This window comes from Nocardia sp. NPDC051990 (genome assembly GCF_040680755.1).
Taxonomy (GTDB): domain Bacteria; phylum Actinomycetota; class Actinomycetes; order Mycobacteriales; family Mycobacteriaceae; genus Nocardia.
Genome location: NZ_JBFAXH010000007.1, coordinates 195,807 through 217,682 on the forward strand (window position 1 = coordinate 195,807; position 21,876 = coordinate 217,682).

Below are 21,876 nucleotides of genomic sequence, written 5' to 3' on the forward strand. Positions count from 1 at the left end.
TCAGTTATCCCGAGTCTTGGCCAGTTCGCCTGCCGTGGCGGAAAGCAGCTCCTCCCACGACTTCTCGAACTTCTCCACACCCTCGCGTTCGAGCACGTCGAACACATCGTCGAGGTCGATGCCGACCGCGACAAGCTTGTCGAAGACCTCCTGCGCGGCCGCGGCGGTACCGCTGACGGCGTCGCCCCGGATCTCGCCGTGATCGGCGACCGCCTCGAGCGTCTTCTCCGGCAGCGTGTTCACCGTATTCGGCGCAACCAACTCGGTGACATACAGAGTGTCCGAGTACTCCGGATTCTTGACGCCCGTCGAAGCCCACAGCGGCCGTTGCCGATTCGCGCCGGTGGCGGCCAGATGCGAGTAGGTCGAGGTGTGCGTACCACCGTCGAAGACATCCTGGTATTCGGCGTAGGCCAGGCGTGCGTTGGCGACACCGGCTCGTCCGCGCAGTGCCAGCGCCTCCGGCGTGCCGATCGCCTCGAGCCGCTTATCGATCTCGGTGTCCACCCGGGAGACGAAGAAGGAAGCGACCGAATGGATCTTGGCCAGATCGTGGCTGGTGGCCTTGGCGCCGCGCAGACCGTCGAGGTAGGCGCCCATCACCTGGCGGTAGCGCTTGACCGAGAAGATCAGGGTCACGTTGACGCTGATGCCCTCCGCGATCACCCGGGTGATCGCGGGCAGGCCCGCCTCGGTGGCCGGAATCTTGATGAACAGGTTGGGCCGGTCCACTGTCTTCCACAGGTCGATGGCCTGGGCGACCGTCTGTTCGGCGTCGAAGGCCAGGCGCGGGTCGACCTCGATGGAGACCCGGCCGTCGACGCCGTTGCTGGCCTCGTAGACCCCGGCCAGCACATCGCAGGCCGCACGGACGTCGTCGGTGGTGATGGTCCGGATCGCGGAATCCACATCCGCGCCTTGGGCGGCAAGCTCTTTCACCTGGCCGTCGTAGGCGTGACCCTGGCTCAGGGCACCTTGGAAGATGGTCGGATTGGTGGTGACGCCGACGACACTGCGGGTTTCGATGAGCTCGGCGAGGTTGCCGGACTGGATCCGGTCGCGTGACAGATCATCGAGCCACACCGAGACGCCCGCGGCCGAGAGGGCGGCGAGGTTTTTGTTCTGTGCCATGAGCTCTTATCCCTTCACGTTTTCCAGCGTGCGCTGCGCGGCAGCCACCACGGCTTCCGCGGTGATCCCGAACTCGCGGAACAAGGTCTTGAAATCGGCCGAGGCACCGAAGTGCTCGATCGATACGATCTCGCCCGCATCACCGGTGAACCGGTACCACGGCATCGCGATACCGGCCTCGACGGCCACACGAGCGGCGACCGCCGGCGGCAGTACCTCGTCCCGATACGCCTTGTCCTGCGCGTCGAACCACTCCACGCACGGCATCGAGACCACCCGGGTGCCGATGCCTTGCGCCTCCAGCGTAGTGCGGGCGGCGACCGCGAGTTGGAGCTCGGAGCCGGTCGCGATCAGGATTACCTGCGGGGTGCCGGTGGACGCCTCGGCCAGCACGTAGCCACCCTTCTTGACGCCTTCGTAGCTGGTGCCCTCGAGGATCGGCAGATCCTGGCGGGTCAGTGCGAGCGCGGACGGTCCGTCCTGGTGGGCGGGCTCGGAGACCGAGAAGTGCGAGGTGTGCTCGCTGCTGTCGCGCTCCAGGATGGTGCGCCAGGCGTAGGTGGTCTCGTTGGCGTCGCCGGGGCGGACCACGTTCAGACCCGGAATCGCGCGCAGCGCGGCCAGATGTTCGATCGGCTGATGCGTCGGGCCGTCCTCACCGAGGCCGATCGAGTCGTGCGTCCACACGTAGATCGCGGGCACCCGCATGAGCGCGGCCAAGCGCACGGCCGGACGCATGTAGTCGGAGAAGACCAGGAAGGTGCCGCCGTACGGACGGGTCGGGCCGTGCAGGGCGATGCCGTTGAGGATCGCGCCCATGGCGTGCTCACGGACACCGAAGTGCAGGGTGCGGCCGTACGGGTTGGCCTTCCACATGCCGGTCGAAATCGATTCCGGACCGAAGCTCGGCGCGTCCGGCATGGTGGTGTTGTTGGATTCGGCGAGGTCGGCCGAACCGCCCCACAACTCCGGCAGCAGCGGCGCCAGCGTGGCGAGCACTTTGCCGGACGCCTTGCGGGTGGCCATCCCCTTCGGATCCGCCTCGTAGGTCGGCAGATGCGCGGCCCAGCCCGCGGGCAGCTCACGCTTGGCGAGCCGATCGAACAGCGCCTTGTGCTGCGGGTTGGCGGCGGCCCACGCGTCGTACTGCTGCTGCCAGGCCGCATGCGCCTGCCGACCGCGCTCGACCAGTTTGCGGGTGTGCGCGATGACATCGTCGTCGACCTGGAAGTTCTTTTCCGGGTCGAAGCCGAGGATCTTCTTGGTGGCGGCCACTTCGTCGGCGCCGAGTGCGGCACCGTGCGCGGCGCCGGTGTTCATCTTGTTCGGCGCCGGGAAGCCGATGATGGTGCGCAACACGATGATCGAGGGCTTACCGGTCTCCGCCTTGGCCGCGGCCAGCGCCGCCTCGATGGCGACGACGTCCTCGCCGCCCTCGACCACCTGCACATGCCAGCCGTACGCCCGGTATCGCTCAGCGACATTCTCGGTGAAGGCGATGGTGGTGTCGTCCTCGATGGAGATCTTGTTGTCGTCGTAGATCACGACCAGATTGCCCAGCTGCTGCGTGCCCGCGAGCGAGGAAGCCTCGGAGGTGACGCCCTCCTCCATATCACCGTCGGAGGCGACGACGTAGATGAAGTGGTCGAACGGGCTGGTGCCTGGTGCGGCATCCGGGTCGAACAGACCGCGTTCGCGCCGCGCCGCCATCGCCATACCGACCGCGGAGGCCAGCCCCTGACCCAGTGGGCCGGTGGTGATCTCGACGCCGTCGGTGTGGCGGAATTCGGGGTGGCCCGGAGTGAGCGAGCCCCATTTGCGCAGATGTTCGAGATCATCCAGCTCCAGACCGTATCCGGCCAGGTAGAGCTGGATGTACTGGGTGATGCTGGAGTGACCGCAGGACAGTACGAAGCGGTCCCGGCCGACCCAGCTCGGATCGCTCGGGTCCAGGCGCATGGTGCGCTGGTAGAGCGTGTAGGCCAGCGGTGCGAGGCTCATCGCGGTGCCGGGGTGCCCGTTCCCGGCGTTCTGCACCGAGTCGGCGGCTAGAACCCGGACAGTGTCGACGGCCTTGGTGTCCAGATCCGTCCAGTCGTCCGGGTGGTTCGGCTGAGTGAGGGCGCGGATGTCGTCTGTCACTGACACGACCGAGGTTCTCCTGACATTGGTTTCGTCGACGGTGGCGGAGGGGTGCACGCACGGCAGCGGTGGAATGCGAACCGGTTTACCCCAACTACCCTAGATGTGCCCAATGACCGGCATGTGAGGAACCCGGCTTACTTCGAATGCCGAATCGCTCCGGCAGCGTGCCGGAGCGAGGGGCTATGGAAAGAAGGCTGGGCGGCTGGGTCTACCATCGTCTGTAGTAGTTGCCGCCTCACACCAGCTCGAGCAGGGGAGCGCGGTGGTGGTTTTATGCCGGATGCGATGCACAGCGTGCGAGGAGAGACAGTGCGGATTGGGCAACAGCCGGGTGGCAATGGCGCACATGGCTCCTCCGCGACGGCGCTGGCCGACCGGTTGACCGGCGATGGCCTGCTGTCCCGACTACTGCGGCGACCGCTCGCCTATATCGCGTTGACCAAGCCGCGCGTCATCGAGCTGCTGCTGGTTGCGACCATTCCGACAATGCTGCTGGCCGATCGCGGCCATGTCGATATCCGACTGATCTTGGCCACGCTGTTCGGCGGTTGGATGGGCGCCGCGAGCGCCAACACGCTCAACTGCGTCGCCGATGCCGATATCGACAAGGTGATGAAGCGGACCGCGAAGCGGCCACTGGCGAGGGAGGCCGTGGCGACCTCGCACGCGTTCGTCTTCGGTGTGGCGCTCGGCATCGGCTCGTTCGCCTGGCTGTGGTGGCAGGCGAATCTGCTCAGTGGTCTGCTGGTCGTCGCAACGATCCTGTTCTACGTCTTTGTGTACACTCTCGGCCTCAAGCGCCGTACCTCGCAGAATGTGGTGTGGGGCGGCGCGGCCGGATGTATGCCCGCGCTGGTCGGCTGGTCGGCGGTGACTGGGAACATCGGCTGGCCCGCGATCGCGCTCTTCGGTGTCATCTTCTTCTGGACGCCGCCGCACACCTGGGCGTTGGCCATGCGCTACAAGGAGGACTACCGCGCGGCCGGAGTGCCGATGCTACCGGTCGTGGCCACCGAGCAGGCTGTCACCAAGCAGATCGTCATCTACACCTGGCTCACCGTGCTGACCACGCTCGCGCTGGTACCCGCGACCGGTGTGGTCTACGCGGCCGTCGCACTGGTGGCCGGAGCGTGGTTCCTGCTCATGGCGCACCAGTTGTACTCCGGTGTGCGGCGCGGTGAATCGGTGAAGCCGCTGCGACTGTTCCTGCAGTCCAACAACTATCTGGCCGTAGTGTTCTGTGGTCTGGCGGTGGATTCGGTGCTCGGGTGGCACACGATCGGCAGCTTCTTCAGCTAGCTCAGCCGAAATAGCCGTCGGGTCGGACTCGTATGCAGCGTCGCATGCGGTCCGCGGAACAGTGGCGAAGGTTTCGGTGATCTGCAGCTTCGGTCGCACCCGACGCAGATATGCAGATCGGGCCATCGGGCACCGGATGCGAGGACCAGTGGCCTCGCATCCGATCGCGCGCTATGGCAGCAGGACGATCGAGCCGGTGGTCTTGCGGCCCTCGAGATCGCGGTGTGCCTGCTCGGCTTCGGCCAGCGGATACGTGGCACCGATCCGCACGTGCAGTGTGCCGTTGGCGATCGCGGCCAGAATATCGGTTGCGCGCCAGAGCAATTCGGCGCGGTCACGGGTGTAGTGCGCCAGGGTGGGGCGGGTGACGAACAGCGAGCCCGCCGGGCTGAGACGCTGCAGATCGAAGGGCGGGACCGGGCCGCTGGCCGCGCCGAAGAGGGCCAGCATGCCGCGCACCCGCAAAGACGCGAGACTGGCCTCGAAGGTGGCCGCGCCGACACCGTCGTAGACAGCGGCGACGCCTACGCCGTCGGTGCGTGCGCGGACCTGCTCGGCGAGATCATCGGTGTAGCGCAGTACCTCTGTCGCGCCCGCCTCGCGGGACAGCTTCTCCTTCGCATCCGAGGAGACCGTGGTGATCACCCGAACACCGCGCGCGACGGCGAGCTGCGTGAGCAACAGACCGACGCCGCCTGCGCCCGCGTGCACCAGTACGGTCTCGCCGGGTTCGGGCTTGTAGATCGATTCGATGAGGTAGTGCGCGGTCATACCCTGCAGCAGCGCCGAAGCGGCGACCGGTGCGTCGATACCAGCGGGCACCTTGACCGCGACCGCAGCCGGTACCGCGACCCTGTGGGCATAGCTGCCGGGGGCGGCCGCCCAGGCGACCCGGTCGCCGACCGCGAATTCGGTCGCATTCGCGCCCACCTCGGCCACCACACCGGTGCCCTCGGCGCCGGGAACATAGGGGACCGCCTGCGGGTAGCGGCCGGTGCGGATATAGGTGTCGATGAAGTTGATGCCGATCGCCTCGGTGTCGACGAGCACCTCATCCGGACCGATCCGCGGATCCGGCACCTCGACGTAGTTCAGGACTTCGGGACCACCGTGCTCGGAAACCTGAATAGCGTGCATGAGATCCGTTCTACACCCACAGGGGCTGGATCTGAACGTACCGGTCAGTAAACTAACCGCCATGAGTGCTCAAGCCGCCACCGCTGCAGTGCAGCTGTCGGGTTCCCTAGTGGATTCGGTCAAGGGATTCGTCGCCGAGCACGGCGGCTCCGCCACGGCCGTGCTGCAGCCGATCGGCCGCGCGGGTGTGCGCGTCACCATGGTCGGCTCCGACGGCGTCCTCGGCGACCGAGTGGTCGACGATCTGGCGACCGCCAAGGAATTGGTTGAGACCATCGACGGCCTCACCGAGGCCGATGAATGGGATCGCGAGCTGATCTCGGTGGTCACCCCGCGTCAGGGCCACTGGGCCAAGATGGCCGGTTGGGTCGCCCGGCAGACCCGTTTTCCCAAGGCGCGCAACGAGAACTGAGCCGTTCAGGCTCCGGTGGTGGCGCCGTCGATTCGCGCGGGACGGTGCGCAGGACCGGGCCCGCGAAAATGCTCGCGAGCCGGGTGAACGGCCAGATACTGAGGATCGGCAGCAGGACCAAACCGCGCGCCTGCTAGATGTGCTGGGCATGCTGCATGGCCTCGGGGATACGGATCGATGGTGCGTAGCGGGCGGAACCAGGTGAAAAGCGTTTCGCCGGTTCGATATTCATGTGCCACCGTAGTCGAATCGAATTCGATGAGCATCCGGACAGCGGCGCGGCCGTCATGGCCGGGAAGGTGATCCGGTCGAGCGGGGCGACCACGGGACGCAACGGACCCGCTATCAGATCGGGTAGGAACAGCAACACCGCCCCGATTGTGGCAGCGACGCCGCCGGTGGCCTGCACGATCGTGGTCCCGTTCGGATCGTAGAGTAGGGGAGGATGAACGCGGATAAGGCGAGCGAGCTGGCGGCCGCGCATACCGATGCGCGTCAGCGCGTCGCGCTCGCCGAGAGCTTCTACCCACCGGAACTGCGCGCCTACCGTCGCGCCGAAATCGCCTTCCTGCAGTGGGAACTCGCCCGCGGCGTCCTCGATGCCGCGGCCGGCAGCCCGTGGTGGCGGGCCATCAACGACCGGCTGCTGCACGACAAGCTGGAGGCCGCGCTGCTGCATCGTGCCAGCGCCCACGACGCGTCGACACCCGGTGCCCGGCTGTGGCTCGAATTCCTTGTCGCCCCTTCGCCCGCGGCATGGTACCGGGCGCACAATCGCAGCATCGTCACCGGTTATCTACAACATCAGAAGTTGGCCGCGGCCGAACTGCCCGCCGAACGGTTGATGATCAATGTGACGCTCATGCGGGTGCTGTTCACCCACGTGCTGGTGGCACGGCCGACGCTCGCGCTCGGCCGGTTCGGTGCCCTCGGCGGCTGGTCGGCCGATCCGCGCCGCAGCTCGGTTCGCCTATTCCTCGATCTACGCAATGTCTTTCCCGAGGTGTATCCGCTGGCGAATATGTCCGTCGACGCGGTGCTCGCACTGGAGGGACGCGTGGCACGGGCCCTCGATTACGGTCTGATCGTGCCGAAGCTGGAGCAGATATATGCCTTCGCCGCAGAGCAATTGGAGGAGCCGATGATCGTCGGGCTCGTCGAGAACGGCGATCCGTGCTACGCGGGGCTGCGGATCCAACGCGGGCAACTGGCATCGGATACCTTGACCCGAACGCTTGCACGCGTCACTCGGCCGCGATTCGCGTAATCGGTCGAGTACGGGCCGCGTGAGCGTGGCAGTGCGTCGATAATCGCCGCGCACAGGGTTTTCGGCAGCTCGCTGACCGCGATTCTGGCGGCCTCCGTCGCGATAACGGCGTAGGCGCATTCAGGACTGCGCCGGCTGCTGCCCGCGAGATGCGGTCTCGGGCGCGGTCTCGTACGGATGCTCAGGTGGCAGGGCTCCGAGTCCATGACATCCAGGGCCGCGCGCAGTCGCTCCGAAACCAGTTCGGCCAGTACCGCTTCGGAGGCCGCGTTCGTACGGTTCGATATCCGGGAACGGTTGTGGCACTTCGACGCTCGACGTTGCCGCGATCCGCTATGTCAATTGTTCGGCGGAACTGGAGACCGGTGCCGGGACGCGTTCGCGGGTGCGCAGGGCGGCCCAGAGGGCGGCGGTGGCGGCGGTGCAGGCGGCCGCGCCGCCGACGTGGGTGGCGACCAGCGCGGCCGGGACGTCGGTGAAGTACTGCACGACGCCGACCAGGGACTGGGCACCGACCAGGCCGAGCAGGACGAACAGCCGGGTGCGGACGGCGGGGGCGATGCCGACGGCGAAGAGACCGAAGGCCAAACCGATGAGTAGCGCGAGATAGCCGACCAGCAGCTGCGAGTGCAGGTGCACCAGGGTGACGATCTCGACCTGCAGGCGTTCGACCGGTCGCTCGATGCTCTTATCGCCCGCATGCGGTCCGGCACCGCTGACCAGCGTGCCCGCGATAAGAACGCCGGCGAGCGCGACACCGCTCAGCCCGGTGAGCCAGCGCAGCGGCGTGGGCGCTTGGATCACTTCGATGCCGTCATCGGGTTCGCAGACCTTCGCGAACATGACCACCGCGACCCACACCATCAGCATCGACGCCAGCAGGTGTACCGACACCGTCCACCACAGCAGGCCGGAGCGCACGGTGATACCGCCGATGATCGCCTGCAGCACCGTGCCGCCGGGCATCAGCCACGCGTACACCAGCACCTCGCGCCGGCGGCGGGCCCGGGTAACGGCGAGCACGATCAGCGCCGCGCACAGCGTTACCACGAAGGACAGCATGCGGTTGCCGAACTCGACGGTCTGATGCAATACCGGAACCTCGGCTACACCGGTCGGGGTGAAGCTGCCGGGGAAGCATTGCGGCCAGGTCGGGCACCCGAGTCCGGACGCCGTGACCCGCACGATCGCACCGGTGACGGCGATACCCGCCTGGGAGACGATGACCGCGACGGCGATCAGTCGCTGCACTCGCAAGGAGGGCAGCGGGAGCAGATCGACGAGTCTCAGGAATGCGCGATACAGCACCCAATGATGGTAGCCGGGCCATTCGGGCCGCCCGCACCCGGTCTACTACATCTCGTCGTTGCCGCCTGTTCGAGATCAGGTGGCCGTCATGGCGGCATCGGTCGGGAGATCCCGCCGTGATCTCGCGCGGACTAATCGAAACGGAAGAAGCGGGTAGCAAGGAAGCCGGAGATGCCGCCCCATGCGGCGAGGACGGCGATTCCGAACCAGTCGACGCTGGTGCGCATGGCGTCTTCCAGCGTGACCGCCAGTGCCCCGGACGGCGCCAACCGTACGAGCACATTTACGACCGTGGGCAGATCATCGGATGCGAACACGATGCTGGCGATGCCGAGCATGACGAACCACAGAATATTCGCCAGTGCCAGCACGATCTCCGCCTTGAGTGTGCCGCCGAGCAGCAGGCCCATTGCCGCGAAGGTGGCCGTGCCGAGCACGATCAACAGCGCGCCGAGTGCGAGCCCGGCGAGGTCTGGCCGCCAGCCGAGTGCGAAACCTATGGTCCCCAAGAGAATTGCCTGCAATACCACCACGATCAGCACCGCAGCACTCTTGCCCGCCACAATGCCCCAGCGGGGGAGGGGGGTGGCGCCCAGGCGCTTGAGCGCACCATAGCGCCGGTCGAATCCGACCGCGATCGCTTGTCCGGTGAAGGCGGTCGACATGACCGCGACCATCATGACCGCGGGCACGATCTTGCCGACTCGGTTCTCGCCGAGGTTCGCGAACGGCAACAGGCTGAGCCCGACCAACAGGGTGATCGGAATGAACATGGTGAGCAGCAGCTGTTCACCATTGCGCAGCAAAAGGATCAGCTCGAGCCGGGTCTGCGCGGTCATCATGGCGAGGCGGTTGCTCGGGCGCGGATCGGGGGTGAAAGTGCCCGGTGCGAAGCGGTTCCCGACGGGATCTGGCTGATTCATCCGCGTAGGTCCCGTCCGGTGAGTTCCAGGAATACGTCCTCGAGGCGACGCTGATCGATCCGGATATCGGTCGCAAGCACATTCTGCTGCGCACACCACGCGGTCACCGTCGCCAGGACCTGCGGATCGATCTCACCCTCGACCAGATACTGTCCCGGCGTCGTCTCGCGCGGCGAGAAGCCTTCCGGCAATGCGGTTTTCAGTAGCCGCAGATCGAGTTTCGGTGGGGCGGTGAAGCGCAGCTGACCGGCCGCGCCGTGCGCGGTCACCTCCGCGGGCGTGCCGGAGGCGACGATCTGTCCGTGATCGATGATCACCAGTTGGTCGGCCAGTTGCTCGGCCTCGTCCATCATGTGCGTGGTGAGCAGTACTGTGACGCCGTCGCGGCGCAGCGCATCGATCAGCTCCCACACGATGAGCCGGGCCTGGGCGTCCAGGCCCGCGGTCGGTTCGTCGAGGAAGACGATCTCCGGCTTACCGACCAGCGCACAGGCCAGGGCGAGCCGCTGTTGCTGGCCGCCGGACAGGCGCCGGTACGGTGTGCGCCGATTGTCCTGCAGGCCAAGGGTTTTCAGTAGCCATTCAGGATCGAGCGGAGCGGCGGAGTAGGCGGCGACCAGGTCGAGCATCTCACCCGCGCGCGCGCCCGGGTACGCGCCACCGCCCTGCAGCATGACGCCGATGCGCGGCCGCAATCGGTCGGAATCGGCGATCGGATCGAGTCCGAGTACCCGGACCGAACCGGCATCCGGGGTTTTGAAGCCCTCGCACATCTCGACGGTCGTGGTCTTACCCGCGCCGTTCGGTCCGAGCAGGGCCAGCACCTGCGCTCGTTCGACGGCGAAGCTGATCCCGGCAACGGCGGTGGTCTCGCCGTAGCGCTTGACGACGCCGTCGATAGAGACGGCGGGTTCCGAGGCTGCGGTCACCATCGCGCCTCGGTGCTCGGTTCCGTCGCGTCCAAGGGCGCTGTGCCTATTGTTCGCTCGCTGCGCTCCCTCACGGTGTCACACCGTAAGCGGTCGAGGGATGTGACCCGGACGACACCCCTGCCTCGTCAGTTCTGCGGTCCGGCCGGACCGGCCGTGGTGGGCGCCCGATCGGCGCCGATCTGGTGTAGCCGCCACGGCAGTGACTTGCGGGTGGCCAGGATCATCAGCGTGCAGGTGAGGATGGTGATGCAGGCCGCGTAGATAAGGACGAACGGCTGGATTTCGCTGCCCGTCGGCATGAGCATGACGCTGATCGCCGCCGAGGCGATCGTGGCCGAGACCCGGAAGGCGGGTCGGCTGGCCCAGGCCGCCAGCGGGACGATGCCCCAGAGCAGATACCAGGGCTGTACCACCGGGAACAGCAGGACAACCGCGCCGAAGGCGACGCCGAGCGCACCGACCGGATGCAGCCGTCCGCGCCAGGTGGCCACCATCAGCCGCACCACGATCAGTGCGGCCGCGATCGCCGCGATCGGTCGGGTGATGCTCAACAGTGCGGTGGTGTGGTCGCCCAATCCCAGTAGGACGCCGCCGAATCCGGTGACGACCCCGAGCGCGGTGGGCAGCGACATCCAGCTGCGCACCGAGTTGGCCCCGGTCAGGGTGTCTATCCAGCCGAAGCCGAGACCGCTGCCCAGGCACACCGCGAGCATGACGGCACCCGTGACACCACCGAGGAATAGCGCGGATCTGAGCACGGCACGCCAATCGCCGCCCCATTTTCGGCTCAATGCCATCCACACGAACGCCAGTGCCAGCATCGATGGAATCTTGACCATGCTGGACAGCGCTATCAGGGTGGTTCCCGATAAGAGCAGCACGAGTGTGTGGCCACGCATCGGTCCGGTATTGCTCAGGGCCGCCAGACAGTATTCCAGCCCGACCAGCATCAGGCCGAGCATCATGGCCTCATTGTGTACACCGGATACCAGGTGGAATATCACGAGCGGGTTTACCGCGCCGAGCCACAATGCGGCGACCGGCGATACTCGACACCGTTGTGCCAGTCGTGGCAGTGCCCAAACGATGCAGGCCACGCCGAGCAGTGCCAGCGCTCGGTGTAGTAGCACCCCGGCGAGCATATTGTCGCCGACGATTTCGGCGATGCCCTTGCCTAGCCAAATCGAGAGCGGGCCGTATGGCGCGGGTGAATTCTGCCAGATATTGGGGACGCTGCGGGTCAGGATATGGTCCTGGCCGAGTCCTTGTACCGGCCCGACGTCATAGGGATCGAGTCCACTCGCCGCGATTTCCCCTTGGGCCAGATAGGAATAGACATCCTGGCTGAACATCGGGGGTGCGACCGAGAGCGGGATGATCCACAGCAGCAGCGTGCGGTCCAGTTGCGAGCGGCTGATGCGACGAATGCGGTTGGACTGCAAGCCGAGTGCGAATCGGCCGAGCAGCAGCCAGGCCAGCATCACGATGACCGTGCCGACCATGGTCGTCGCCAGCCCCGAATTGTGCACGCGCGCGGGCAGCCCGAGAATCGCCTTGCCGTAGGTCGGATTCTGCAGTGTGGGTTGGGCGCCCAGACCCAGGGCGCCGATGGCCATCATGACCGAACCCGTGGCGCCCAACAGCCGGACCCGGCGCAATTGCGTGGTCTCCTGCGGGTTGAGTTCGGCGGCCTCGGGTTCGTTGATGTGCAGGGTGTCGCCGACGGTGTGGTCGGGCGCGACATCCAGACCGATGATCCGACGTCCCAGTGATACGGCGGTGCTGATCGGCGCGGTCTTACGCAGGCGAATCAGGGTGCCCGAGGTGGTCGACGAGTTGCGTTCGACACCTGGTTCGCCGTGTTCGCCTGACATCACGCGGTCAGCGTAGCCGATGTCACCGGCGTTTCCGGTGCTCCGCGAAACCGACCGCGGGGCACATATTCGCGCTACTTCGGACCCGAGGACCGGGCGGCGGCGGAGGTGTGGAACGGCGGCGTCAGGTGCGTTGACGGATTTTCGCCACCGTCGTGTGGCCTAAATCGCATGTGCAATTCCGGCGGGCGCTCGGGTCGGTCCGCACGCGAGACCCGCAGGTGGTGAATGTGTCGTATCCGCACGCCGCCCCGCAGAGCGCTCCCGTGCAGGTCATCGGCCCGGTCGACTCAGGGCACCCTTATTGGATTCCGGGAACTAATTCCGTCACACTGGTGTTGTGAAAAACGTGGGTTTGCCGTACGACGAGGATGGAGGGACCGGTCGCCGGACCGGTGCCGCATCCGTTGCCGCGCCCGCGACCCTCGTCATGGGCGGCGAAGGACATACGCGCGCCGCGGTGGTCCAGCTGCTGCTCGAAGAGGGCCCGATCACCGCGACCGCAATCGGCACCAAGCTCGGTCTGACGCCCGCCGGTGTTCGTCGGCATCTGGACGCACTGATCGAATCCGGTCAGGCGCGGGCCAGCCGTTCGGCGCCGTGGCAGCAGAAGGGGCGCGGCCGTCCCGCCAAGCAGTATCAGCTGACGGCGGTGGGCAGAGGACGGCTCGGCCACGCGTACGACGATCTGGCCGGTGCCGCGATTCGCCAGCTCGGTGAGGTCGGCGGTGAGCAGGCGATTACCGATTTCGCCCGCAAGCAGGCGCGGACCATCGTCAAGGGCATCGAACCGGCTGCCGAGCACACCCCCGAGACCACCACTGCCAAGGCGGACGAGATCGCCGAGGCCTTCACCGACGCCGGATTCGCCGCGTCCACCCGCAAGGTCGGCGCGGGCGTTCAAATCTGCCAGCACCACTGCCCGGTGGCCCACGTCGCCGAGGAATTCCCGCAGTTGTGCGAGGCCGAACTCGAGGCTTTCCGGGACCTGCTCGGAACCCACGTACAGCGACTTGCGACGATCGCCAACGGCGATTGCGCGTGCACGACCCATGTCCCGCTGTTCGTTCTCCCTATCACCGATAAAGCGAACGCTTCCGCAACGACCGCTGCACAGCCCGCAGCGGTACGCACGAACGACTCCGGAAGGAGCGCCGAATGACGACGACGACCACCGACCAGGTGCAACCGCTCACCCAGGAAGAAGCCATTGCTTCCCTGGGCACATACGGTTACGGCTGGGCCGATTCGGATGAGGCCGGTGCCAGCGCGCAACGAGGCCTGTCCGAGGCTGTCGTCCGCGACATCTCGGCCAAGAAGAACGAGACCGAGTGGATGCTCGAGCACCGGCTCAAGGCGCTGCGCATCTTCGATCGCAAGCCGATGCCGAAGTGGGGCTCCAACCTCGACGGCATCGACTTCGACAACATCAAATACTTCGTGCGCTCGACCGAGAAGCAGGCCGAGAGCTGGGAAGACCTGCCCGAGGACATCAAGAACACCTACGACAAGCTCGGCATCCCGGAGGCGGAGAAGCAGCGCCTGGTCGCCGGTGTCGCCGCGCAGTACGAATCCGAGGTCGTCTACCACCAGATCCGCGAGGATCTGGAGGCCCAAGGCGTCATCTTCCTGGACACCGATACCGGTCTGCGCGAGCATCCGGAGATCTTCGAGCAGTACTTCGGCACCGTCATCCCGGCCGGTGACAACAAGTTCTCCGCGCTGAATACCGCCGTATGGTCGGGTGGTTCGTTCATCTACGTGCCGCCGGGCGTGCAGGTCGACATTCCGCTGCAGGCATACTTCCGGATCAACACCGAGAATATGGGTCAGTTCGAGCGGACCCTGATCATCGTCGACGAGGGCGCCTACGTGCACTACGTCGAGGGTTGCACCGCGCCGATCTACAAGTCCGATTCGCTGCATTCCGCGGTGGTCGAGATCATCGTGAAGAAGGGCGGACGCTGCCGCTACACCACCATCCAGAACTGGTCGAACAATGTCTACAACCTGGTCACCAAGCGGGCCAAGGCCGAGGCGGGCGCGACCATGGAGTGGATCGACGGCAATATCGGCTCCAAGGTCACCATGAAGTACCCAGCGGTCTGGATGACCGGCGAGTACGCCAAGGGTGAGGTCCTCTCGGTCGCCTTTGCGGGCGAGGGCCAGCACCAGGACACCGGCGCGAAGATGCTGCACCTGGCGCCGCACACCTCCTCGACCATCGTGTCGAAGTCGGTGGCGCGTGGTGGCGGCCGGGCGTCCTACCGCGGTCTGGTCCAGGTCAACAAAGGCGCGCACGGTTCCAAGTCGACCGTGAAATGTGATGCGCTGCTCGTGGATACGATCAGCCGCTCCGACACCTACCCCTACGTCGACATCCGCGAGGACGACGTGACCATGGGCCACGAGGCCACGGTCTCGAAGGTGTCCGAGGATCAGCTGTTCTACCTGATGAGCCGCGGCCTCACCGAGGACGAGGCGATGGCGATGGTGGTGCGTGGCTTCGTCGAGCCGATCGCCAAGGAACTCCCGATGGAGTACGCACTCGAGCTGAACCGCCTGATCGAACTGCAGATGGAAGGAGCCGTCGGCTGATGGCAACCCTGGACAACGTTGCCGAAGCCGCCGAGGCTCGCATTACCGACGCGACCCACGCGCCCAGCAATAAGGGGGAGGTGTTCACCTCCTTCGATGTGAACGCCTTCGAGGTGCCCTCGGCGAAGGATGAGGCGTGGCGGTTCACCCCGCTGCGTCGCCTGCGTGGCCTGCAGGACGGCACCGCCGTGCGCGACGGTGCGGTCACGGTCGAGGTCGCCGTGTCCGATGGCGGGACTCGCGGGGCCTCCGTGGTTACGCAGGCAGTCGACTCCGGCCCTGACGCGAGTCCCGCGGGGGTAGCCGGTGTGACCGTGGAAACGGTGGCGCGCACCGACTCTCGCCTCGGCGCGGCCGGGGTGCCGTCGGATCGGGTCGCGGCCCAGGCGTACTCGGGTTTCGAACAGGCGACCGTGATCTCGGTCGGCGCGGAAACCGAAGTCGCCGAAGCGGTTATCGTTTCCGTCACCGGTCCCGGCAAGGGTAAGACCGCGTACGGTCACCTGCAGGTCCGGCTCGGCAACTTCGCGGTCGCCACCATGATCATCGACCAGCGCGGCAGCGGAACCTACGCCGAGAACATCGAATTCGTACTCGGCGACAGCGCCAGGCTGACCGTCGTCGCGATCCAGGACTGGGCCGACGACGCCGTGCACGCCACCGCGCACCACGCCCAGCTCGGTCGTGATGCCACCCTGCGGCACACCTCGGTCACCCTCGGCGGTGATCTGGTGCGCCTGACCGGAAATGTGCGCTACGCGGGTCCCGGCGGCGATGCCGAACTGCTCGGCCTCTACTTCGCCGACGCCGGTCAGCACTTCGAGCAGCGTCTGCTGGTCGACCACGCGGTGCCGCACTGCAAATCCAGGGTGCTGTACAAGGGTGCGCTGCAAGGTGATCCGGCTCTGCTCGATGGGCACTCCGCAAGCTCCGCGCACAAACCCAAGGGCGACGCCCGCACGGTGTGGGTCGGTGACGTGCTCATCCGTGCCACCGCCGAGGGCACCGACACCTTCGAGGTGAACCGCAACCTGGTGCTCACCGACGGTGCACGCGCCGATTCGGTGCCGAATTTGGAGATCGAGACCGGTGAGATCGTCGGTGCCGGCCACGCGAGTGCCACCGGCCGCTTCGACGACGAGCAGCTGTTCTACCTGCGTGCCCGCGGCATCCCGGAGGATGCCGCCCGCCGGCTGGTGGTGCGTGGTTTCTTCCACGAAATCATCCAGAAGATCGCGGTCCCCGAGGTCCGGGAGCGGCTGGAGTCGGCCATCGAGGCCGAACTCGCCGCTATCGGCGCCTGACCGCCGCCAGCGACTGCTCGCAGGTCGCTCGAAGAGACCAGAACCCCTTACCCCGCAAAGGAATCCGAATTCGATGACCACCCTGGAAATCAAGGACCTGCACGTCGAGGTCGCCAACCCGGACGAGTCCGGTGAGCCCATCAAGATCCTCAAGGGCGTGAACCTCACCATCAAATCCGGTGAGACGCACGCGATCATGGGCCCGAACGGCTCCGGCAAGTCGACGCTGTCGTACGCGATCGCCGGACATCCGAAGTACACGGTGACCTCGGGTTCGATCACCCTCGACGGTGAGGATGTGCTCGCGATGTCGGTCGACGAGCGGGCGCGGGCGGGTCTGTTCCTGGCCATGCAGTACCCGGTCGAGGTCCCCGGTGTCTCGATGTCGAACTTCCTGCGCACCGCCGCTACCGCGGTCCGCGGCGAGGCCCCCAAACTGCGCACCTGGGTCAAGGAGGTGAAGGAGTCGATGAATGAGCTGGAAATCGACGCCGCCTTCGCCGAGCGCAGCGTGAATGAGGGCTTCTCCGGTGGTGAGAAGAAGCGCCACGAGATCCTGCAGCTTGGTCTGCTCAAGCCGAAGATCGCCATCCTGGACGAGACCGACTCCGGCCTGGACGTCGACGCGCTGCGCATCGTCTCCGAAGGCGTCAACCGCTACAAGGAGCGCGAGAATGGTGGCGTGCTGCTGATCACGCACTACACCCGCATCCTGCGTTACATCCAGCCCGAATTCGTGCATGTGTTCGTCGGCGGTCGCATCGTCGCCGAGGGCGGCGCCGAGCTGGCCGAAGAGCTCGATGCCAACGGCTACGTCCGCTTCACGCAGGGCTCGCCCACCCCGTCGGCTGCGCCGACTGCCGTCCCCCAGTCCGCTACCGCTGGAGCTTGATATGACCGCCACGGTCCGTACCCTCGACGTCGCCCGCATCCGGGCCGACTTCCCGATCCTGAACCGCACGGTTCGGGACGGAAAGCCGTTGGTGTACCTGGACTCGGGCGCGACCTCACAACGTCCCCTCGCCGTACTCGATGCGGAACGCGAATTCCTCACCGAGCGCAATTCGGCTGTACATCGCGGTGCGCACCAGTTGGCCGAGGAGGCCACCGACGCGTACGAGGGCGCACGCGCCGACATCGGCCGATTCGTCGGTGTGGACGCGGACGAGATCGTCTTCACCAAGAATGCGACCGAATCGCTGAATCTGGTGACGTACGCGTTTTCCGATGATCGCTTCCCATACCACGTCGGTCCGGGCGACGAGATCGTCATCACCGAGCTCGAGCATCACGCGAATCTCGTTCCGTGGCAGGAACTCGCGCGCCGGACCGGTGCGACCCTGAAGTGGTACGGCATTACCGATGAGGGGCGGATCGATCTCGATTCCCTCGAACTGTCGTCCGCCACAAAGGTTGTCGCGTTCACGCATCAGTCGAATGTGACCGGTGCGGTCACCGATGTGGCCGAATTGGTGCGCCGGGCAACGGAAGTCGGCGCGCTCACCGTGCTGGATGCCTGCCAGTCGGTGCCGCATATGCCGGTGAACTTCCATGAGCTGGGCGTCGACTTCGCCGCGTTCTCCGGGCACAAGATGCTCGGACCGTCGGGTGTCGGTGTGCTCTACGGGCGGCGGGCGCTGCTCGAGGAGACCCCGCCGTTCATCACCGGCGGTTCGATGATCGAGACCGTCACGATGCAGGGCAGCACCTACGCGCCGCCGCCGCAGCGGTTCGAGGCCGGTGTGCCGATGACTTCGCAGGTGGTCGGATTGGGTGCGGCCGTGCGGTATCTCGAACAGATCGGCATGGAAGCTGTTGCGGCACACGAGCATACGCTCATCGGTGCGGCGCTGGATGGACTTGCGGCGATCGCGGGCGTGCGGATAATCGGACCGACCGAGAATATCGATCGCGGCGGCGCGGTGTCGTTCGTGGTCGAGGGCATCCACGCCCATGACGTCGGGCAGATTCTCGACGACGAGGGCGTGGCCGTGCGAGTGGGCCACCACTGCGCCTGGCCGCTGATGCGCCGTCTCGGCGTTCCGGCCACCGCCCGTGCGTCCTTCGCGGTTTACAACACCCTTGATGAGGTAGACCAGCTGGTAGCCGCCGTGCGGAAGGCCCAGAGCTTCTTCGGTGTCAGCGCAGCGAACGCCGACAATTAAACACTGTGGAGTTGCATAAGACATGCGCATGGAGCAGATGTACCAGGAAGTGATCCTCGATCACTACAAGCACCCGCATCACCGCGGGCTGCGGGAGCCGTTCGGGGCCGAAGTGCACCACGTCAACCCGACCTGCGGTGACGAGGTGACTTTGCGCGTCCAGCTCAACGGCAATGGTGATGTGGCCGATGTGTCCTATGACGGTCAGGGCTGTTCGATCAGTCAGGCCGCCACCTCGATCCTCACCGATCAGGTGATCGGACTGCCGGTGCAGCAGGCGCTGAAGGTGGTCGACTCGTACAACCAGATGATCTCCAGCCGCGGCACCGTCGAGGGTGACGAGGACATGATCGGCGACGGCATCGCGCTGAGCGGAGTGTCCAAGTACCCGGCGCGGGTCAAATGCGCACTGCTCGGCTGGCTGGCGTTCAAGGACGCGGTGATCCGGATAACCTCCGCGGAAGAGGCCAAGCGGACCATGAGCAGCGACATCTCCACGAATGGAAAACCATCATGAGCGAGACACCAGCCACCGAAACGACCGAGCAGGTCGAACTTTCGGCCGAGGACATCAAGCAGCTCGAGGATATCGAGGAGGCGATGCGCGATGTCGTCGATCCCGAACTCGGCATCAATGTCGTCGACCTCGGCTTGGTCTACGGCGTGAGCGTGGACCAGGACAATACCGCTACCCTCGATATGACCCTCACCTCGGCGGCCTGCCCACTGACCGATGTCATCGAGGATCAATCCCGCAACGCTCTGGTCCGTTCCGGTCTGGTCGAAGACCTCAAGATCAACTGGGTCTGGATGCCTCCGTGGGGCCCCGACAAGATCACCGAGGACGGTCGCGAACAGCTCCGCGCCTTGGGCTTCACGGTCTAGAACCGCGAATACAGCTGCGGCGCCGAGCCTGCCGCGCGCACGATGACGAGCCACGCCCTGACTACCAGTGCGTGGCTCGCTTCGATCAGCATTGTTGCTGGAATGGGAAGCACTGCGTCGTGGGTGACTGGGGTGGGGCCGGCAGTTCCGGCAGCACAGCCTGCTCGCTGCTCGATTCCGGACGGGTCTCGACGACAGTGGGTTTCGGGTGCATACCCTCGGAAACAAGTAACCAGAACGTGGCGACTATTACCGCGATCACCACCGCCGTCGCGAGCAGTTGCGGCAGGCCCGCGATGAGCTTCGCCCCCTTGGCGATCACGGTGGCAACACAGGTCCGCGCCACGGACGCCAGCCGGGGAGTCGAAGCCCGATGCGCAGGCGGTGCGGCGGGCGCGCTGCCCGGCCGCAACGATCGCACCGGTCGCGGGTCGGTCTCCGTCGGCGGTTCCCACTCAACCCCCGACGAATGCGGTGGCTCTGGCTCCGATACCGACTGCGCCCCAACCATCGACGAAGGCTGGGCCGGTGCTGTCGACAATGATTGCGGATCCATGTCTGACAGCGACCCCGACCCGGTCGCGGTCCAAGACCGCGGCCCTTCCTCCGATCGAGGTTCCGGCCCAACCAGCGTCGAAGGCTGGAGCTTCGCCTTCGACAGGTGTGGCGCCGCCGTTGCCACAAACTTCGGTGGTGTCGGCAGCCAGTTCCGTAGGCGCGGCTCTCGGTGCGGACGACCTCGACGGTCGAGGTCACGGCGGTACGGAGGTACATCCGACAACCCATCGGACTCGATCCACGACGACCACCGGTCCGTGAATGCCGCCGACAACTGCGGAGCCGACGGCTCCCGCATTATATCCGGATGGTCCACCGGCGCAGGCGGGGCGGATACCTGGGCGTGCGGCTCTACATCGGTACCGACCTCGCGCGGCGAGAGTGCCACGCTGTCCGACGGCTCCTCGTCGGTGTCGGGCGGGAGCCACGACGGATATGGAGTCCCGGAAGGTGACATCTCCGACGATATGCGAGCGTCGTCGGGATGTTCGACGGCACCGAGCGCGGCCGACGCATGAGCTTGCACCAGCACTTTCGACGCGGGACTCTCGGGTCGTCCGGCTTGCGACGGAAATCCCTCGGCCACAAGCTCTTCGACCGTGACCGCATGCGATAGGCCGAGCTCACCGAGCAGTTCGTATGCTTGTTCCGCGGTCCAGATCAGCTTTCGGTTCGCCGTTCGAAGGAACCAGGCTCGCAACTGCGCCGACGAGTCGACAACGACGGTACCGCCGGGCATTCGCGATTCGATATCCAGTGTGATGGTCGCGTCTCGGGGCGGGACGACCACGATGACCCGGTCGATGAGGGCGTCCGGGTGCTGCCTGCGCACCATCTTGCTCAGCAGATACGCATTGTTCGTCACCTGGCCGAAGGGATCACTGTCGTGGCTGGGAACCGGCTCCCCATCGAATCCGGAAAGCTGCCAGCGCCCGTCGGCCCGCACCGAATGCACCCCGCCGGTCACCTCGGCAGCGATCTCGAACACTTCGATCACGACCACAGCGCGCGGAGTAATGACCATCACGTCCAGCTGCCGTGGCGAGCCACCGGGGATGTCGTCGGAAATCGGATATCCCGAAACCGCAAGGCCCACAATGACGTATTGGCCGTTCCAAGTCCGCAACCACTCGACCACGGACGCTCCGGATGGTTGCGTCGCCCGTTCGTTGACAACCAGCATCGAGGTCACCTCCCTCTCGCCTGCACAGCCGACCCTCCCAACGGTATTCACCGCAGACGTCGTGTGAGAATGCGAAAGGCACTCAAAGAGCAGGGTTTTGGCGGCAAAAGGTGTCACTACGTCGGCGCGTCGGCAGACGGGAGTATCAGGGTTCGCTGAAGACGGTGCCCAGCTCTGGTGATACAAAGACTTCGACAATTCGGATCGGAACGGTCAGGATTTCGATCCGAGCCATTTCGGAACTGGGGAGCGCAATACATGTCACTATCGTCCAAGGCTGCCATGGGTCTGGCGGCCGCGTCCGCGGGTGCGTTCGTCGCCGCCGGGGCCGGCGCCGCGCAGGCGGACGAGGCCCTCTACGGCTCGCTGGCGATTTCGGTCTCGTCGCGTGGCGACGCGACGATCGGATGGGCGTACAACCACTCGAACTGGGCGGATTCGGACCGCGCCGCGGTGCAACAGTGCGGTCTGTCCAGCTGCCATGTCGTCGTGCAGTTCGCCAATTCCTGTGCAGCCGTGGCACGTAATGGCGATGATCACCTGGGCTGGGCCTGGGCGCCGACACGGGCCGAGGCCGAGCAGCAGGCGATCGCAAATGCCGGGCCGACCGCACCGCCGCCACTGCTGAACTTCGGCAGCTCGGCGCCGCGCGAACCGCGCATCGTCGACTCGCAGTGCACGGCGAACGCGAGCTGACGGAAACCGAGTGCGCTCTCGACGCGATCGGCGTCGATAGCGCGGCCTCGCCGAGGCGC

20 protein-coding genes are annotated in these 21,876 nt (G+C 66.0%); 11 read left to right on the forward strand and 9 right to left on the reverse strand.

Annotation, left to right across the window (positions count from 1 at the left end; all coding sequences use genetic code 11):
* Together tal and tkt are read right to left on the reverse strand one after the other, a co-directional pair.
* Window positions 1-1,131: a transaldolase gene (gene tal, locus AB0L63_RS16280; RefSeq protein ID WP_364500703.1), complete on the reverse strand. Its 1,131-nt coding sequence runs from the start codon at window positions 1,129-1,131 to the stop codon at window positions 1-3.
* A 6-nt stretch (window positions 1,132-1,137) separates the two neighbouring features.
* The gene (tkt, locus tag AB0L63_RS16285; protein ID WP_364500705.1) at window positions 1,138-3,279 is read right to left on the reverse strand and encodes a transketolase; all 2,142 of its coding nucleotides are present in this window, start codon (window positions 3,277-3,279) and stop codon (window positions 1,138-1,140) included.
* A gap of 306 nt (window positions 3,280-3,585) precedes the next feature.
* Here tkt and AB0L63_RS16290 point away from each other — a divergent pair, with 306 nt between their 5' ends.
* Entirely contained in the window at window positions 3,586-4,575 is a 990-nt protein-coding gene (locus tag AB0L63_RS16290; protein WP_364500708.1) for a heme o synthase, read from the forward strand.
* Between the two features lie 171 nt (window positions 4,576-4,746).
* Here the strand turns inward: AB0L63_RS16290 and AB0L63_RS16295 are convergent, their stop codons facing one another.
* Window positions 4,747-5,712 carry a quinone oxidoreductase gene (locus AB0L63_RS16295; protein WP_364500710.1) on the reverse strand — a complete coding sequence of 322 codons (966 nt, stop codon included), beginning with the start codon at window positions 5,710-5,712 and terminating at the stop codon, window positions 4,747-4,749.
* Window positions 5,713-5,773: 61 nt separating this feature from the next.
* Between AB0L63_RS16295 and AB0L63_RS16300 the strand changes: the two genes are divergently transcribed.
* The gene (locus AB0L63_RS16300; protein ID WP_364500713.1) at window positions 5,774-6,124 is read left to right on the forward strand and encodes a hypothetical protein; all 351 of its coding nucleotides are present in this window, start codon (window positions 5,774-5,776) and stop codon (window positions 6,122-6,124) included.
* A 133-nt stretch (window positions 6,125-6,257) separates the two neighbouring features.
* Here the strand turns inward: AB0L63_RS16300 and AB0L63_RS16305 are convergent, their stop codons facing one another.
* Window positions 6,258-6,533 carry a hypothetical protein gene (locus AB0L63_RS16305; protein ID WP_364500716.1) on the reverse strand — a complete coding sequence of 92 codons (276 nt, stop codon included), beginning with the start codon at window positions 6,531-6,533 and terminating at the stop codon, window positions 6,258-6,260.
* 36 nt (window positions 6,534-6,569) lie between these two features.
* Between AB0L63_RS16305 and AB0L63_RS16310 the strand changes: the two genes are divergently transcribed.
* Window positions 6,570-7,391 (forward strand): hypothetical protein, encoded by an 822-nt coding sequence (locus AB0L63_RS16310; protein ID WP_364500719.1) that lies wholly within the window; start codon window positions 6,570-6,572, stop codon window positions 7,389-7,391.
* A 333-nt stretch (window positions 7,392-7,724) separates the two neighbouring features.
* Here AB0L63_RS16310 and AB0L63_RS16315 read toward each other — a convergent pair whose 3' ends face one another.
* From AB0L63_RS16315 to mptB, 4 genes are all read right to left on the reverse strand, one after another.
* Window positions 7,725-8,699 (reverse strand): heme A synthase, encoded by a 975-nt coding sequence (locus tag AB0L63_RS16315; RefSeq protein ID WP_364500722.1) that lies wholly within the window; start codon window positions 8,697-8,699, stop codon window positions 7,725-7,727.
* A gap of 131 nt (window positions 8,700-8,830) precedes the next feature.
* Window positions 8,831-9,622 carry an ABC transporter permease gene (locus AB0L63_RS16320; RefSeq protein WP_364500725.1) on the reverse strand — a complete coding sequence of 264 codons (792 nt, stop codon included), beginning with the start codon at window positions 9,620-9,622 and terminating at the stop codon, window positions 8,831-8,833.
* Window positions 9,619-10,551 carry an ABC transporter ATP-binding protein gene (locus AB0L63_RS16325; RefSeq protein ID WP_364500728.1) on the reverse strand — a complete coding sequence of 311 codons (933 nt, stop codon included), beginning with the start codon at window positions 10,549-10,551 and terminating at the stop codon, window positions 9,619-9,621. Before AB0L63_RS16325 ends, AB0L63_RS16320 begins: the two co-directional genes overlap by 4 nt.
* A 128-nt stretch (window positions 10,552-10,679) precedes the next feature.
* Window positions 10,680-12,428 carry a polyprenol phosphomannose-dependent alpha 1,6 mannosyltransferase MptB gene (gene mptB / locus AB0L63_RS16330; protein ID WP_364501073.1) on the reverse strand — a complete coding sequence of 583 codons (1,749 nt, stop codon included), beginning with the start codon at window positions 12,426-12,428 and terminating at the stop codon, window positions 10,680-10,682.
* A gap of 430 nt (window positions 12,429-12,858) precedes the next feature.
* Here mptB and AB0L63_RS16335 point away from each other — a divergent pair, with 430 nt between their 5' ends.
* The 7 genes from AB0L63_RS16335 (at window position 12,859) to AB0L63_RS16365 (ending at window position 19,380) form a co-directional block, all read left to right on the forward strand.
* Window positions 12,859-13,590 (forward strand): metalloregulator ArsR/SmtB family transcription factor, encoded by a 732-nt coding sequence (locus tag AB0L63_RS16335; RefSeq protein ID WP_364501076.1) that lies wholly within the window; start codon window positions 12,859-12,861, stop codon window positions 13,588-13,590.
* Window positions 13,587-15,026: a Fe-S cluster assembly protein SufB gene (sufB, locus tag AB0L63_RS16340; protein ID WP_364500731.1), complete on the forward strand. Its 1,440-nt coding sequence runs from the start codon at window positions 13,587-13,589 to the stop codon at window positions 15,024-15,026. Before AB0L63_RS16335 ends, sufB begins: the two co-directional genes overlap by 4 nt.
* Window positions 15,026-16,330: a Fe-S cluster assembly protein SufD gene (sufD, locus tag AB0L63_RS16345; protein WP_364500739.1), complete on the forward strand. Its 1,305-nt coding sequence runs from the start codon at window positions 15,026-15,028 to the stop codon at window positions 16,328-16,330. The genes sufB and sufD overlap by 1 nt, the downstream gene beginning before the upstream one ends.
* A gap of 73 nt (window positions 16,331-16,403) precedes the next feature.
* On the forward strand, window positions 16,404-17,222 hold the full coding sequence (gene sufC / locus AB0L63_RS16350) for a Fe-S cluster assembly ATPase SufC (RefSeq protein ID WP_364500742.1): 819 nt from the start codon (window positions 16,404-16,406) through the stop codon (window positions 17,220-17,222).
* A 1-nt stretch (window position 17,223) separates the two neighbouring features.
* Window positions 17,224-18,495 (forward strand): cysteine desulfurase, encoded by a 1,272-nt coding sequence (locus AB0L63_RS16355; protein WP_364500745.1) that lies wholly within the window; start codon window positions 17,224-17,226, stop codon window positions 18,493-18,495.
* Window positions 18,496-18,517: 22 nt separating this feature from the next.
* Window positions 18,518-19,012, forward strand: coding sequence for a Fe-S cluster assembly sulfur transfer protein SufU (gene sufU / locus AB0L63_RS16360; protein WP_364500748.1), 495 nt, complete (start codon window positions 18,518-18,520; stop codon window positions 19,010-19,012).
* Window positions 19,009-19,380 carry a metal-sulfur cluster assembly factor gene (locus tag AB0L63_RS16365; protein WP_364500751.1) on the forward strand — a complete coding sequence of 124 codons (372 nt, stop codon included), beginning with the start codon at window positions 19,009-19,011 and terminating at the stop codon, window positions 19,378-19,380. Before sufU ends, AB0L63_RS16365 begins: the two co-directional genes overlap by 4 nt.
* Before the next feature lie 85 nt (window positions 19,381-19,465).
* On the opposite strand, the gene AB0L63_RS16370 is transcribed toward AB0L63_RS16365, so the two are convergent.
* Window positions 19,466-21,121: an NERD domain-containing protein gene (locus AB0L63_RS16370; protein WP_364500754.1), complete on the reverse strand. Its 1,656-nt coding sequence runs from the start codon at window positions 21,119-21,121 to the stop codon at window positions 19,466-19,468.
* 258 nt (window positions 21,122-21,379) lie between these two features.
* Here AB0L63_RS16370 and AB0L63_RS16375 point away from each other — a divergent pair, with 258 nt between their 5' ends.
* Entirely contained in the window at window positions 21,380-21,817 is a 438-nt protein-coding gene (locus AB0L63_RS16375) for a DUF4189 domain-containing protein (protein ID WP_364500757.1), read from the forward strand.
* The last annotated feature ends 59 nt before the right edge of the window (window positions 21,818-21,876 follow it).